General features: G+C 68.4%; 11 protein-coding genes. 2 read left to right on the forward strand and 9 right to left on the reverse strand.

Annotated elements, in window-relative coordinates; all coding sequences use genetic code 11:
• Positions 1 to 41 precede the first annotated feature (41 nt).
• Positions 42 to 194 carry a hypothetical protein gene (locus FHR73_RS12065; protein WP_183631387.1) on the forward strand — a complete coding sequence of 51 codons (153 nt, stop codon included), beginning with the start codon at positions 42 to 44 and terminating at the stop codon, positions 192 to 194.
• A gap of 332 nt (positions 195 to 526) precedes the next feature.
• Here the strand turns inward: FHR73_RS12065 and treA are convergent, their stop codons facing one another.
• The 3 genes from treA to FHR73_RS12080 form a co-directional block, all read right to left on the reverse strand.
• Positions 527 to 2,170, reverse strand: coding sequence for an alpha,alpha-trehalase TreA (gene treA / locus FHR73_RS12070; RefSeq protein ID WP_183631389.1), 1,644 nt, complete (start codon positions 2,168 to 2,170; stop codon positions 527 to 529).
• Between the two features lie 99 nt (positions 2,171 to 2,269).
• The gene (locus tag FHR73_RS12075) at positions 2,270 to 4,183 is read right to left on the reverse strand and encodes a PAS domain-containing sensor histidine kinase (protein WP_183631390.1); all 1,914 of its coding nucleotides are present in this window, start codon (positions 4,181 to 4,183) and stop codon (positions 2,270 to 2,272) included.
• A 126-nt stretch (positions 4,184 to 4,309) separates the two neighbouring features.
• Entirely contained in the window at positions 4,310 to 7,735 is a 3,426-nt protein-coding gene (locus tag FHR73_RS12080; RefSeq protein ID WP_183631391.1) for an AAA family ATPase, read from the reverse strand.
• Positions 7,736 to 7,907: 172 nt separating this feature from the next.
• Here FHR73_RS12080 and FHR73_RS12085 point away from each other — a divergent pair, with 172 nt between their 5' ends.
• Entirely contained in the window at positions 7,908 to 8,045 is a 138-nt protein-coding gene (locus tag FHR73_RS12085) for a hypothetical protein (protein WP_158895263.1), read from the forward strand.
• A gap of 43 nt (positions 8,046 to 8,088) precedes the next feature.
• Here FHR73_RS12085 and FHR73_RS12090 read toward each other — a convergent pair whose 3' ends face one another.
• The 6 genes from FHR73_RS12090 to ugpA all read right to left on the reverse strand — a co-directional run bounded on the left by FHR73_RS12090 (position 8,089) and on the right by ugpA (position 14,433).
• Positions 8,089 to 9,264 carry a zinc-dependent alcohol dehydrogenase gene (locus FHR73_RS12090; RefSeq protein ID WP_027599041.1) on the reverse strand — a complete coding sequence of 392 codons (1,176 nt, stop codon included), beginning with the start codon at positions 9,262 to 9,264 and terminating at the stop codon, positions 8,089 to 8,091.
• Complete coding sequence (locus FHR73_RS12095; RefSeq protein WP_027601316.1) at positions 9,264 to 10,103, reverse strand: SRPBCC family protein; 840 nt, start codon at positions 10,101 to 10,103, stop codon at positions 9,264 to 9,266. The genes FHR73_RS12090 and FHR73_RS12095 overlap by 1 nt, the downstream gene beginning before the upstream one ends.
• A 100-nt stretch (positions 10,104 to 10,203) precedes the next feature.
• The gene (gene sbcD, locus FHR73_RS12100) at positions 10,204 to 11,409 is read right to left on the reverse strand and encodes an exonuclease subunit SbcD (RefSeq protein ID WP_183631577.1); all 1,206 of its coding nucleotides are present in this window, start codon (positions 11,407 to 11,409) and stop codon (positions 10,204 to 10,206) included.
• Between the two features lie 197 nt (positions 11,410 to 11,606).
• Complete coding sequence (locus FHR73_RS12105; protein WP_183631392.1) at positions 11,607 to 12,692, reverse strand: sn-glycerol-3-phosphate import ATP-binding protein UgpC; 1,086 nt, start codon at positions 12,690 to 12,692, stop codon at positions 11,607 to 11,609.
• Positions 12,693 to 12,694: 2 nt separating this feature from the next.
• On the reverse strand, positions 12,695 to 13,540 hold the full coding sequence (ugpE, locus tag FHR73_RS12110) for a sn-glycerol-3-phosphate ABC transporter permease UgpE (RefSeq protein ID WP_183631394.1): 846 nt from the start codon (positions 13,538 to 13,540) through the stop codon (positions 12,695 to 12,697).
• The gene (gene ugpA, locus FHR73_RS12115) at positions 13,537 to 14,433 is read right to left on the reverse strand and encodes a sn-glycerol-3-phosphate ABC transporter permease UgpA (protein ID WP_183631395.1); all 897 of its coding nucleotides are present in this window, start codon (positions 14,431 to 14,433) and stop codon (positions 13,537 to 13,539) included. Before ugpA ends, ugpE begins: the two co-directional genes overlap by 4 nt.
• Between the last annotated feature and the right edge of the window lie 35 nt (positions 14,434 to 14,468).

A 14,468-nucleotide genomic window follows, 5' to 3' on the forward strand; every position in this document is an offset into this window, starting at 1 on the left:
AGGGCTCTGCCCAACGTTTGACAACCACTCGCGGAGGCCGCATGAACGATCAGATCAAGGAAAACCCTGACGAACTGGATATCGATCCGGACATCGCGCCCGATCCCGAAGAGCCCGTGGGCGAGGATCCGGATGACAAGCCGGTCGAGGAACGCCTGCCGCAGAAGAATCCGCGCAATCCGGAGTACAGCTGATGAACGCCATCCTGCCGTTGCCCGAGGACGAAGATCCGGAAGGGCTGCACCCGGCGGAGTTGCCCGCCGACGAGGACGATACGCCGCCGGTGGATCCGTTGTGACGTCTGGAGCCAGCATCCGGATGGAGCTGGCGTAGGGTTGCCCTCACCCCAGCCCTCTCCCGGAGGAAGAGGGGAAAGAGCGGCCCGTAGGTTGGGTTGAGCGTAGCGAAGCCCAACGGGTACGTCTTATTTGACACTTGTTGGGCTTCGACGATAGAGCTGTCTCAGCCCAGCCTACGGATTTAACGCCATGAAAAAGGTCCGCCGTGGCGGACCTTTTCTTTGGCCTTATTTCGCGCCGGGTTGTGGTTTGTAGAGTTCGAGCAGCTTGAGCGTGACGCCATTGGTCCAGCCGAAGCCGTCCTGCAACTCGTACTCGCCGCCGCCACCCCCCTGGCCACCAGTGAGGTCGTATTTCTCCACCAGCTTTTGCTCGCGGGTGTAGAGGTTCTGCACCTGGGTCAGGAAGCGGGTGCCGATGTCCGCGGCCAGCTTGTCCTGCTGGTAGCGACGCAGGCCGTCCACGGCGACCCATTGCAGCGGCGCCCAGCCATTGGGCTCGTCCCACTGCTGGCCGGTCTTGACGGTGGTGGTGGCGATGCCGCCCGGACGCAGCAGCTGGTTGGCCACGGTCGCGGCGGTCTGGTCGGCGCTGCTCTGGCTGGCGAGGCCCACGAACAGCGGGAACAGGGTGGCGGCGGAAACCTTGTCGGTACGGCGCTTGGCCTGCCAGTCGAAGTCGGTGTAGTAACCGGCCGGATTCCACAGGTAGCGGTCGATGGCCTGCTGGCGGGTCTTGGCCTTCTGGCTGTAGGCCTGGACGCAACTGGCCTCGCCGGTCTTCTCGCAAGCCTTGGCGATGGTCTGCTCCAGATGATAGAGCAGGCTGTTGAGGTCAACCGGCGCGATGGCGGTGGTGCGAATGGTCGCCAGGGTCTTGCCGTCGCCCAGCCAGCGCGAGGAAAAGTCCCAGCCACTCTCGGCGCCGGCGCGCAGGTCGCGATAGACCTCGCCGGCCGGTCGGCCCTTGGCCTGGGCAGCGGTGGCCAGGTCTTCCATATAGGACTCCTGGCGCGGGGTGTCGCGGGCATCCCAGTAGCGATTGAGCAGGGTTCCGTCGGCCAGCCTGACCACATGGGCATTGGCCTGGCCCGGTTGCAGGCCTTCGGCGCCGGCCATCCAGTAGGCGTATTCCTTCTGCAGCTGCGGCAGGTAGCGACGATAGGCGGAATCGCCTTCCAGGCTGGCCTGCAGATCGACCATGTAGGCGAAGAACGGCGGCTGCGAGCGACTCAGGTAGTAGCTGCGGTTGCCGTTGGGGATGTGGCCGTAGACGTCGATCTCATGGGCGAAGTTGTCCACCATGTCGCGGACCAGGTCGGTGCGCCCGTCCTTGGCCAGCCCCAGCATGGTGAAGTAGGAATCCCAGTAGTAGACCTCGCGGAAGCGGCCACCCGGCACCACATAGGGCTTGGGCAGCGGCAGCAGGCTGCTGTAGGCCGGCACCTCTTCGTAGTGGCGGGTCAGCACCGGCCAGAGGTCCTTGACGTGGGTGGGCAGGTCGGCCCCCGCCTTGGGCGGGGCGGCCTTGATCGGATCGGATTCTTCGAAGTTGGCGCTGACGAAGGCCTTGAGGTCGAAGCCGGGCTTGTCGCGCTGGGCCAGGTAGTCCTGGCGGATGTCGGCCGGATTGCGCTTGGGCAGGGCATCGACGAAGTGCTTCTGGTCGCTGAACAGCTTGCCCTGCTGCACCGCGGTGAACAGCTCGGGATAGGCCTGGTCCGGCGGCACGGCGCGGGCGTTGCTGGCGTCGCGCCAACTCCAGGTCGGGGTTTCCGGCTTGCTGCCCTCATGGGCGCAGGCGGCGAGAAAGGCGATGGACAGGGACAGGACGAGCATCCGCGCGGGTGGCGCAGGTGGCAGGCGTTTCATGAAGCGCTCCTTTTCTTGTCGACACGACAGCAGCCGCAACGGAGGTTGCGACTCGAAAGGATCGACCCTGGCGCGCCGCGACAGTTCGCCGCGACTGGCTCAGCCGCCCGGACGCAGACGCCTCACGCAGCGCGCCAGCTCTTCTAGGCCGAAGGGTTTGCCGATGAGTTCGACGCCCTCTTCCGCCAGCTCCGGCAGGGACGCCGGATCTGCCTGGCCGGACAGGTAGAGCACTGGCAGGCCGGGCGTGGTGGACCGCGCCTGTTCGGCCAGTTGCCGGCCGTCCAGCCCGGAGAGACCGAGACTGGTCACCAGCAGATCGATGCGCAGGGTGCCGGAGGCGATGAGCGCGACAGCGGTAGCGCTATCGGCCACCGCCAGCGGCGTGTAGCCCAGTTCCGCCAGCACCTCGCCGATGATGACGCGGACTTCGCGCTCCTCTTCGACGATCAGCGCGCAGTCGCCGGAGACTTCCGGCAGCACCGGGCCTTCGGCGTCGTTGGGCGCGCTTTCCGGCTCCGGCCGGGCCAGCAGCCGCGGCAGATAGAGGCTGATGCAGGTGCCCTCACCCACTACCGAGTGGATCTCCACCTGGCCACCGGACTGGCGGACGAAACCATAGATCATCGACAGCCCGAGTCCGGTGCCACGGCCGCTGGGCTTGGTGGTGAAGAAGGGTTCGCAGGCGCGCTTGAGGGTATCGGCGTCCATGCCGGTGCCGGTATCGCAGACCTGGATGCGGACGAAATCGCCCTCCACCGTCTCGCTCGGCAGGCCGATGCTGAGCGGTCCGCTGACATTGCCCACCCGGATGCTCAGGTTGCCGCCCTCGGGCATGGCGTCACGGGCATTGATGGCCAGATTGAGGATGGCGTTCTCCAGCTGGTGCGGATCGCAGTGCAGCAGCCAGAGGTCGCTGTCGAGCTGGACGTCCTTGCGGATCTTCTTGCCCAGGCTGTGGCGCAGCAATTCGTGCATGCCCTGCACCAGCTGGCCGGCATCCACCGGGCGGGGTTCGAGCACCTGGCGGCGGGCGAAGGCCAGCAGCCGCTGGGTCAGGGCCGCAGCGTTCTCGGCCGAGCGGGTGGCGGTGTCCAGGTAGCGTTCCAGCTCCTGGATGCGCCCCTGTTGCACGCGGCGGCGCATCAGATCGAGGGAGCCGACGATGCCGGTCAGCAGGTTGTTGAAGTCGTGAGCGATGCCGCCGGTAAGTTGGCCGATGGCTTCCATCTTCTGCGCCTGGCGCAACTCTTCTTCCAGGGCCACCAGCTCCTGGCTGCGCACCTCGATGCGCTCTTCGAGGTTGCGATTGAGTTCGTCCAGCGCCTCGCGGGTGTGGACGGCTTCGCTGACGTCGCGGGAGATGGAGAGGAATTTGAGCGGGCTGCCGTCATCGCCGAGGATCGGCGTGACCACCACGTCCCACCAGCGCCGGGTGCCCTTGGCGGTGGGCGCCAGCCCGGTGAAACGGCCGATGCCGCCCTGCCGCGCCGCCTCGATGGCGGCGGTTACCTCATGGCGCTGCTGCTCGGGCCAGAGTTCGGCCCAGAGGCGGCCCTGGAAGGGAATGAAGTCGTCGATCTCCATGACCATGAGGCCGCCCGGATTCATGTATTCCAGGCGCCCTTCCAGATCGATCAGCTTGATGCAGTCGACGCTGCAGACCATGACGCTGCGCTTGAAGGCCTCGCCCTGCCAGAGCTCGGCTTCATGGCGACGCTGCGCGGTGACGTCCAGCAGTACGCCGCCGGCCTCGCGCCGCTGGAACTGCAGGCAGCGCAGCTGGCCATCGGCGCCCTGGCGCCAGGCCTCCCAGACCTGTCCCGGGGCGGGCAGCAAGCCCACGGGTGGCGCGCTGCGACTCTGCAGATCGCTCAGCAGCTCGGCGGGCGCGAGCCCCCGGGCCAGTGCCTCGGCGTCCCGTTCCAGCATGGCCGCACAGGCGGCATCCGCGCGCCATCTGGCGCGGCTGGGATCGTATTCGAACAGGCCGACGGCAAGGAATTGGGACATGGTAGGTAGGTGGCCGGTAGGAGAAGGAGATGTCATAACGCCAGTAGACACGGCGAACCTGTCTACGTTAACAGTTTCGACGTTTCGCTTCGCGCTGGCCTTCGACCACTGCACCGGAAAAATTACTCACTCGGTCGCGTTTTTCTCCACGGCATAGCGCCGTTCCAGGCCGCTGTGGCCCAGACCGACGCCCTTGCGCACCTTGAGCTGCACCGGGATGCGCTCCTTGAGCGCCTCCACGTGACTGATGATGCCGATGGTCTTGCCGCCGGCGTTGAGCTGATCGAGGGCATCCAGGGCGACCTCCAGGGTCTCGCCATCGAGGGTGCCGAAGCCTTCGTCGAGAAACAGCGAGTCGATGCCGGTGCGCTGGCTGACCAGATCCGACAGGGCCAGCGCCAGGGCCAGGCTCACCAGGAAGCTCTCGCCACCGGAGAGGGTACGGATGTCGCGCAGGGCATCGGCCTGCCAGGTGTCGAGGATCTGCAATTCCAGCTCCGCCGCCTGGCGCCGGATCAGGCGATAGCGGCCATGCAGGCGCATGAGCTGGCCGTTGGCCAGGTGCACCAGGTGATCCAGGGTCAGCCCCTGGGCGAACTTGCGGAACTTGGCGCCGTCGGCCGAGCCGATCAGGCCGTTGAGGTGCTGCCAGAGATCGTGATCGCGTTCCTGGGCGGCGATCTCGCCGAGCAGGGCCTGCAGGCCGTCGCGGCGGCGTTCGTCTTCGCGCAGGGCGGCGTTGACCTCGCCCTGGCGCTGGCCCAGGGCGCGCAATTCGGCGCCGGCGGCGGCCAGTTCGGCATCCAGCTCGGCGGCGCTGCGCTCGGTCTGCGACTCGGCGCTGAGGGTCGCCAGGCGTTGCTGCGCCGCGCCGGCCAGGGCGCGAACCTCGGTCAGGGCGGTCTCGAGGCGGGTACGCTCCCTGGTCAGGGCGCTGTGTTCGTGGTCGTCCAGTTGGGCGGCGCGCCAGGCGTCGGCATCGGCGAAGGCACTGGCGTCCAGGGCCGTCTGCCAGCGCTCGCCGGCTTCGCGGGCCAGCTGCACCTCACCCGCCAGCCGCTCGTGCAGCGCCTGGTGGCTGCCCTGCAGCGCCGCACCCTGCTCGCGGCAGTCTTCCCAGGTCGCGGTCGCCTCGGCGAGCACGGCAGCGGCGCGCTCCGCCGCTACCGGGACGGGCGCGACCTCACCGGCGCGCTGGCGCCAGGTCTCGACCAGCGGCGCGAGCGTGGCCAGGCGCTGGGCAATGTCCTTGAGGTGCTGCTGCAGGTCCTGCGCCCGCTGGCGATCGGCCTGCCAGCGGCGCCACTCCTGCTCGCGCAGCGTCAGCCATTCGCCGGCACGACCGGGCACCTCATGCCCCCAGCGCGCCAGTTCCGCGCCCAGCTGGCGCTCTGCCGTGGCCTGTTGCGCCTCGGCATCGCGCTGTTCCCTGGCACCCTCCGCCAGGCCTTGGCGCGCGCGCTCCCAGGCCGCCTCGGCCAGTGCCTGGCGCTGTTCGGCATCGGCCTGTTGACGCGCCAGGCGCTGGGCTTCGTTGCGGCCTTCCTCGCCTTGCTGGCGCAGGCCATCCAGGGTGGCGAGCACTTGCTGGATGCGCGCCAGTTCCTGATCCTGGCGGCGGCGCAATTCGGCCACCGCGCCGGGCGTCTCGGGATCGGCACCCAGGGCCACGCAGCGCTGACGCCAGAGTTCGCCCAGCTGTTCCAGCTGCTGAACGGCTTCGGCCTGCTGCTCGTTGGCCTGATCGAGTTGCGCCTTGAGCGCGGCCAGGGCCTCGCTGAGTTCCTTGCCCTCCTGGGTCAGGCGCTCCAGTTCGGCCTTGGCGTCCTGCAGGGCGGTCTGGGTAGCGGAGACGTCCAGGGCGGCATAGTCGGCCACCGCGGGGTGATCGCGGGAGCCGCACAGCGGACAGGGTTCGTCGGGCTGCAATTCGGCGCGCTGGGCTTCCAGGCTGCGGATGACCCTTTCCTGTTCGAGCAGCTTCTCGCGCTCGCGCACCTGCTGGGCCACCTCGCGATAGCGCCCGCGCAGGGCATCCAGGCGCACCTGATGATCGCCATGCTGGCGCTGGCGCTCACCCTGGCTGCGGGCCAGACGCTCCAGCTGGATCTGCAGCTGGCGCCGCCGCTCGACCAGCTGATCCAGCTGATCCACCTCGTTGACCCGACCCAGCGTGGCCTGCCAGAGGGCACGCCAGGCCTTTTCGTCGCGGCCGTCCAGCGCCGCCTGCCAGCGCTCGCGCTGGGCCTGCTCCGCCGCCTGGGCCTGGGCAGCCTGCTCGCGCGCCCGCGTCACCGCCTCCTGCTGGGCTTCGCGTTCCTCAGCCAGCAGCTGCAACTGCCGGGTCTGCTCCTGCTGGCGACGCGTCAGGCGCGCCAGGGCCTCGGCTCGTTCATCGCGCAGGGCCAGCTGGCTGCGCCAGTCGCCCAGGCGTTCGCCGAGCTCGGCATGACCACTGCGCGCGGCCAGGCTGTCGGCCAGCTGCTGTTGTTCATCGAGCGCCTGCGCCTGCTCCGCCTCGGCCTGGCGCAGCTGTTCGCCACTGGCACCCAGGGCCTGGGCCAGGGCGGCGTCGCGGCGACTGGCCAGGGTCTGGATACGCTGATCGAGCTGGACCAGTTCGTCCCGGCTGCGCTGTTCACGCACCGCGGCCTCGCGCCACGCCTGCTCGATGGGCAGCAACCGGGCCGCCGGTTCGGCCGCCGCCAGGCGCAGACGCTGCGGCTCGGCGGCCTCCCAGGCCTGCTGCGCGGTGGCCAGGCGCGCCTGGGCCTGCTGCTCGTCCGCCGCCGCCTGCTCCATGGCGGACAGCCACTGGCGCTGGGCCTGCCAGGTCTTGAGGTCTGCGCCCAGTCGCTCTTCGCGCTGCGCCAGGCTGGTGCCCTCGACGGCCAGCGCCTGGCGGCGTTCGTCATCCAGCACCTCGACCCCGGCGACGCGCTGGCGCAGGCCCTCCAGGACGCCCTTGGCCTCGCGCGCGCGCTCGAAGACGCGCTGGGAGATCTGCCCGTACACCGCGGTCCCGGTCAGCTCTTCCAGCAATTCGGCGCGCTGACTGGCACTGGCTTCCAGAAAGGCGGCGAAGCCCCCCTGGGCCAAGAGCATGGAGCGGGTGAAGCGCTCGAAGTCGAGGCCGGTGAGTTCTTCGGTGAGTCTGAGCTTGTCGTGGGTCTTTTCGGCGAGGATGCTGCCATCGAGCCTGGCCAGTTCCACCTTGGGCGGCTGCAGGGCGCCATCGGCGCGGTCACGGGCGCGGCGCTGGCTCCAGAAGGCCCGGTAGCGCTCGCCACGCACGGCGAATTCCACCTCGGCGAGGCAGTCGCCGGTGTGGCGGGTCATGAGTTCGTTGCTCTCCCCGCCCACCTTGCTCATGCGTGGCGTGCGGTGATAGAGCGCCAGGCAGATGGCGTCCAGCAGGGTGGTCTTGCCCGCCCCGGTCGGCCCGGTGATGGCGAACAAGCCGCTGCTGGCGAAGGGTTCGGCGGTGAAGTCGATCTTCCACTCACCCTTGAGGGAATTGAGGTTCTTCAGGCGCAGGGTGAGGATCTTCATCGGGCTTTTCCAGGACGACTCGGCGAACCGCCGATTCTGGCATTGTTGGGCGCGCTCGCCCATGCCAACCGACCACTCGACCTATGGTCGTGCCCACCGCTGAACTTGCTCCGGCCGCCGCTCTCAACTGCAAGGTATCGCTCTGCAACCACGTTTCCCCGGAGGATCCGTCGTGCGCTCGCCCCTCTCTCCCTTCGATTTTCTCGGCATGCCCCTGTTGGTCGGTGTGGGCACCCTGGCACTGGTCAGTTGCAGTGGCGGCCACAAGGTCGCCGCGCTGTGGCAGCCGCTGGCGACCTGGCTGGTCTAGCCGCTGGAAAGCCCGGTGAGCCCCAGGATCACCGGGCAGCTCGTCACGGCATGAACACCGCCCTCATGCAGTTCTTGTCCTTGGACTTGAACAGCTCGTAGCCGTAGGGCGACTCTTCCAGGCTCATCGGATGGGTGAGCAGGTAGGACGGATCCAGCTCGCCCTTCTGGATGTGTTCGAACAGCCGCTCCACATAGCGTTGTCCCGGCTGCTGGCCCGATCTCAGGGTCAGGGCCTTGTTGACGATGGCGCCCATGGGGAATTTGTCGATCACCCCGCCATAGACGCCGATCACCGACACCGTGCCGCCCTTGCGACAGGCACGGATGGCCTGGCGCAGCGCCGAGCCGCGCTCGGTGTGCAGGCGCAGCAGCTGCTTGGTCTTGTCGTAGGCGTAGTCGACCTGCGTGCCGTGGGCCTCCATGCCGACGCAGTCGATGCAGCGATCCGGACCGCGGCCACCGGTCAATTCCAGCAGCGCCTCATGGATGTTGGTGGTCTCGTAGTCGAGGACGATGGCGCCGGCCTTTTCGGCCGCCAGCTGCAGGCGATCGCTGAAGCGGTCGATGGCGATGACCCGTTCGGCGCCCAGCAGGTAGGCGCTGCGAATGGCCATCTGCCCGACCCCGCCGCAGCCCCAGACCGCCACGGTATCGCCGGGCTGGATGTCGGCGATGTCGGCGGCGTAGTAGCCGGTGGGCACGGCGTCGGAGACGAACACCGCCTGGGCGTCGCTGACCCCGTCGGGCACCTTGAACAGATTGACGTCGGCATAGGGCACCCGCACATAGGTGGCATGGCTGCCGGCATAGCCACCGAAGGCATGGCTGTAGCCGAAGATGCCGGTGCAGGGCTGTCCGTAGGCCAGTTCGGTCAGCTCGGGCTTGGGATTGCTGTTGTCGCAGCAGTTGTAGTCCTCGCGCTGGCAGTGCTCGCAGTCACCGCAGCCGAGGATGGAGACCGTCACCACCCGGTCGCCGATGGCCAGCCCCTGATTGCGCAGGCCGCTGCCCAGCTCGACGATCTCGGCGAGGAATTCGTGGCCGATGATGTCGCCCGGCTTCATCGCCGGGACGTAGCCGCCCAGCAGATGCAGGTCCGAGCCGCATACCGAGGACATGATGACGCGCACGATGGCGTCACGCGGGTTGAGGATCTCCGGATCCGGGACGGTTTCCACCTGCAGACGATTGGGGGCTTGCCAGGTCAGGGCGCGCATCATTCGGTCCTCGCTTGGGTGCCCAGGCCGGCGTCGAGGTCGGCCTGGGGTTCGTCGGCCGGACGGCTCACCGGCGGATGGGGGGGTGCCAGGGGTCGACCGCTGCGGGTGACCTCGGGGGTGGCGATCTCGCCGGTCTCCAGTTGCTGCTTGAGGCGCCGCAGGCCCAGGTTGACCGCCTTGCCGGTGAAGCGGCTGATGCCTTCGGTGACGGCATGGCCGAGCAGGCCGGCCGGGGCTTCGCAGGCCAGTACGGCCTGGACCAGGGTGCCGCGGCCCTGGGGGGCGTCGCTGAAGGTCAGACTGGCCTTGTGCGCCATGACCGTGCCGGGCACGGTGCTCCACAGCAGGAATTCGTTCTCGCGGCGTTCGCTCTGCTCCAGGGTCCAGCTCAGGGTGCGTCCCAATGGACCGGAGGCGTGCCAGTGGCTGTCGCCATCGGCGCCCAGTTCGATGCGGTCGACGAAGGGCAGCAGCTCGCGCAGGTGCTGCAAGTCGGTGCAGTAGGCGAACACCTCTTCACGCGGCTTGGCGATGGTGACGCTGCGCTGGATGGCGGTGGGATTGCGCCAGCCCCAGCGTTCGGCCAGGGCCTGCTCGAAGGGCGAAGGCTGCAAGGCGGCCTTGAGTTCGCACCGCTGGCGCACGCCGCGGCTAAGGGCCATGGCGCCCAGCGCCAGCTTCACGCAGCCGGTCAGGCCGCCGCGGCGCAGACCGCCAAGGATCAGCAGGCCGCCGCCCAGCAGGGACACCAGGCGTTCGGTGCCCTGGACGTTGGGCACCTGGTTGTCGGTGCGCTCGTGGCGCGTGGCGGCGAGGGGTTGCGATAGGTCGTGCATGGGGTCTCCTCCGGTATGGGCTACATAGAGAGGGTGACCCCGGGCAAACGGGCCTTGTTCCGGACGAAAAATCTCGCCCGATGGAAGCGTTTCGCTGCGATCAGGCAGGCAACTCGCCAAGAACCTCACGGTAAAGGCCTTCCAGGCGGGTACGCAGTTCGTCGTCCAGGGTTTCGGCGGCCAGGCGCTGGCTGAAGACGTCCAGCGGGCTGAGTTCTTCCAGGGTTTCGCGCTGGGTACCCTGCAGGGCAGGGGCGACGGCGCTGCGCGCGCGCCTTACCCGCAGCACGTCCAGTGGCAATTCGGCCACCAAAGCGGAGATGCGCGGCTGCAGATCGGCCAGGTAGTCGTCACCGGCCACCACCACCTCGGCCCACACCGGGCACTCGGGGCTGCCGTCGGCCGCCGCCTCGACCAGGGCGGCGCCCAGGGTGTCGAGAGTGCCCTGCACCACGGCCAGTGGCTGGAAACAGGGCACCGCCACGGGCGTGACCCGCTCCAGGGCGGCGCCGAATTCCACCAGCAGGACTTCCTTGGCGCGTTCCTCGTCGAAACTCAGGCACAGCGGCGAGCCGCTGTAGCGCACCTGCTCCAGGCCGCCGACCCGCTGGGGTCGGTGGATATGGCCGAGGGCGATGTAGTCCGCCGGCGGAAAGGCGCTGGTGGGAAAGGCGTCGAGACTGCCGACATAGATCTCCCGCACCGACTCGCTGGCGCTGGCGCCTACGGTGGTCAGGTGGCCGGTGGCGATGATCGGCAGCGGCGCGCCCAGTTCGGCGCGGCGCGCCTCGGCCAGGGCGAACAACTCGGCATAGTGCCCCTGGATGGCCTGTTGCAGCGCCTGGCGCTTTTCCTCGGCGCTCTGCCCGGCCTGGCTCTGCACCACATCGCGCGGCCGCACGAAGGGAATGCCGCAGAGCAGCGCGCCGATCTCGCCGTCGCGGCGACGCAATTCCAGCAACTGGTCGGCTGGCGTCTCGCTGACGCAGGGGATCACCCGGGTGTCCAGGCAGGCCAGCAATTCGCGGGACTCGGCCAGCACCGCGGCGGAATCATGGTTGCCGCCGAGCACCACCAGGCTGGCGCCGGTGCCGCGCAGGGCGACGATGAAGCCGTTGTACAACTCGCGGGCATAGCTCGGCGGCGTGGCGGTGTCGAAGATGTCTCCCGCCACCAGCACCACGTCTACCTCCTGCTCCGCCACCTGGGCGACCAGCCAGGCGAGAAAGGCGCGATGCTCGGCCTCGCGGGTGCGTCCGAGGAAGTGCTGCCCCAGGTGCCAGTCGGAGGTGTGCAGCAGGCGCAGGCCGCTGGCGGGAGCGGACTTGCGGGCGCGCCTGGGCTTGGGTTTTTCCTCGGCGGCGGCGGCGGGCAGATCGAACAGCGGGAGGTTTTCCATGGGTATCGGCGGTCAGCGCGGCAAAGGGCGCAGTATCCTCTCCGGGGCGCCGGAGGGAAACCGCCCCGCGCCCCGACCGGACCGGCGTGCCTAGCGCCTAATGCCTAGTGCCGGGGATCGAGGCGCTGCCCGGAGGCGGCGTCGAACAGGTGCAGGTGCTCCGCTGGCGCGCGCAGCTGCAGGACATGACCCGGCGCCGGCCGCTGCTGATGGGGCAGGCGCACCACCAGCGCCTGCTCGCCCCAGCGCCCATGGGCCAGGTTGTCGGCGCCGAGGATCTCCAGGGTGCGGACCACCAGCGGCAGGCCCTGCTCCGAAATACCGCAGGGTTGCAGGTGCTCGGGCCGGATGCCCAGGCAGACCGGGCGTCCGGCCAGGTGGCGATAGCCCGGCCCCAGCGGCAGGCGCAGACCGCCCGGCACGTCGCAGTGGCTGCCCGCGGCGTCGACCTGGCCATCCAGCAGGTTCATCGCCGGACTGCCGATGAAGCTGGCGACGAAACGCGTCGCCGGACGTTCGTAGACCTCCACCGGGGTGCCGAGCTGCTCGACCACCCCCGCCTGCATCACCACCACACGCTGGGCCAGGGTCATGGCCTCCACCTGGTCATGGGTGACATAGAGGCTGGTGGTCGCGAGTCGCTGGTGCAGCTGCTGCAACTCCAGACGCATCTGCACCCGCAGCTTGGCGTCCAGGTTGGAGAGCGGCTCGTCGAACAGGAACACCGCCGGATCGCGCACCAGGGCGCGCCCCATGGCCACCCGCTGGCGCTGGCCGCCGGACAGCTCTCGCGGCCGCCGTTCGAGCAGGCCCTCCAGTTCCAGGATGCGCACCGCCTCCTTGACCCGGGTGGCGATCTCGGCGCGGCCGAGACCGGCGATCTTGAGGCCCCAGGCCAGACTCTCGGCCACGCTCATGTGCGGATAGAGGGCGTAGTTCTGGAATACCATGGCGATGCCGCGCGCCTTGGGTTCCAGCGCGGTGACGTCCCGGCCGCCGATGTGGATGCTGCCGGCGCTGACCCGCTCCAGCCCCGCCACCAGTCGCAGTAGGGTGGACTTGCCGCAGCCCGAAGGGCCCACCAGCACGATGAATTCGCCATCCGCCACCTGAAGATCGAGGGGCTGGATGACCTGGGTCTTGCCGCCGCTCCAGCTCTTGGAGACGGCCCTGAGTTCGAGGTTTGCCATGGTTACTTTTCGCTATCCACCAGACCGCGCACGAAGGCGCGTTGCATGACCATCACCACCGCCACCGGCGGGATCAGGGTGAGCAGCATGGCCGCCATCACCTGGTTCCATTGCGGCGCCCGCTCGCCGAGCGAGAGCATGCCGCGAATGCCCGCCACGGCCGTGCCGAGGTCGGGGTTGCTGACGATCAGCAGCGGCCAGAGGTACTGGTTCCAGCCGTAGATGAAGGTGATGACGAACAGCGCCGCCAGGTTGGTCCGCGACAGCGGCAGGACGATGTCGCGAAAGAAGCGCAGCGGCGAGGCGCCATCGATGCGCGCCGCTTCCAGCAATTCTTCGGGCAGCGTCAGAAAGAACTGGCGGAACAGGAAGGTGGCGGTGGCCGAGGCCATCAGCGGCAGCGTGAGGCCGGCGTAGCTGTCCAGCATGCCCAGGTGGCCGATGGTGTCCACGGTGGGAAAGATGCGCACCTCCACCGGCAGCATCAGGGTGATGAAGATCAGCCAGAAGGCCAGGGTGCGCAGCGGAAAGCGGAACCAGACGACGGCGAAGGCCGAGAGGATGGACACCGACAGCTTGCCCAGGGTGATGCCCAGCGCCACCAGGAAGCTGTTGAGCAGCAGCCGCCAGAACGGCGCGGTGCTGTTGCCCACGCCCTCGGTCCAGATCAGGCCGAGGTTGTCCCAGAGATGGCGCCCAGGGACCAGGGTCATGGGCGTGGCGAACACCGCCCGGTCGTCGAGGGTGGCGGCCACGAAGGCCACATAGAGCGGAAAGAGGATGACGCCGATGCCCAGCACCAGCATCAGGTGGCACAGCAGGGTCAGCCCGCGGCGATTCTCGATCATTGATAGCGCACCCGGCGTTCGACGTAGCGGAACTGCACCACCGTGAGCACGATGACCAGCAGCATCAGCACCACCGACTGGGCGGCGGAGGCGGCGGAGGCGGCGAGATCGAGTCCGGTGAAGCCCTCGCGGTAGATCTTGTAGATCAGGGTGGTGGTGGCCTGCACCGGCCCGCCGCCGGTGGCCGCGTCGATCACCGGAAAGGTGTCGAAGAAGGCGTAGACCAGGTTGACCACCAGCAGGAAGAAGCTGATCGGCGCGATCAGCGGCAGCGACAGCTGCAGGAAGCGGCGCAGCGGCCCGGCGCCGTCGATGGCGGCGGCCTCCAGCAGCGAGCGCGGGATGGATTGCAGCGCCGCGAAGAAGAACAGGAAATTGTAGCTGATCTGCTTCCACACCGAGGCGAGCACCACCAGGAACATAGCCTGGCCGGCGTTCTGGGCGTGGTTCCAGTGATAGCCGTAGCGTTCCAGCACCAGGGTGAGCAGACCGAGACCGGGGTTGAACAGGAAGATCCACAGCACCGCGGCGATGGCCGGTGCCACCGCATAGGGCAGCAGCAGCAGGGTCTGGTAGATCCGGCTGCCGCGCACCACCAGATCGACCAGGGCCGCCAGCACCAGGGACACCAGCAGGCCGCAGCCGGTCACCAGGGCGCTGAAGGTCAGGGTGGTCCAGAAGGAGGCCAGATACAGCGGGTCCTGGAACAGCTGACGGAAGTTGTCGAGACCGACGAACTGGCTGGACAGGCCGAAGGGATCGACGCTCTGCAGCGAATACCAGAGCGTCTTGCCGGCGGGCCAGAGAAAGAACACGGCGGTGATCGCCAGCTGCGGCGCGAGCAGCGCATAGGGCAGCCAGCCGGAAGGAAAGACCTGACGGGATGTAGACATGGGCACGCATCGTCGCGAAAAGAGGAACGGCGCCT

The organism is Pseudomonas sp. AS2.8 (assembly GCF_014190935.1).
Classification (GTDB): domain Bacteria; phylum Pseudomonadota; class Gammaproteobacteria; order Pseudomonadales; family Pseudomonadaceae; genus Chryseomonas.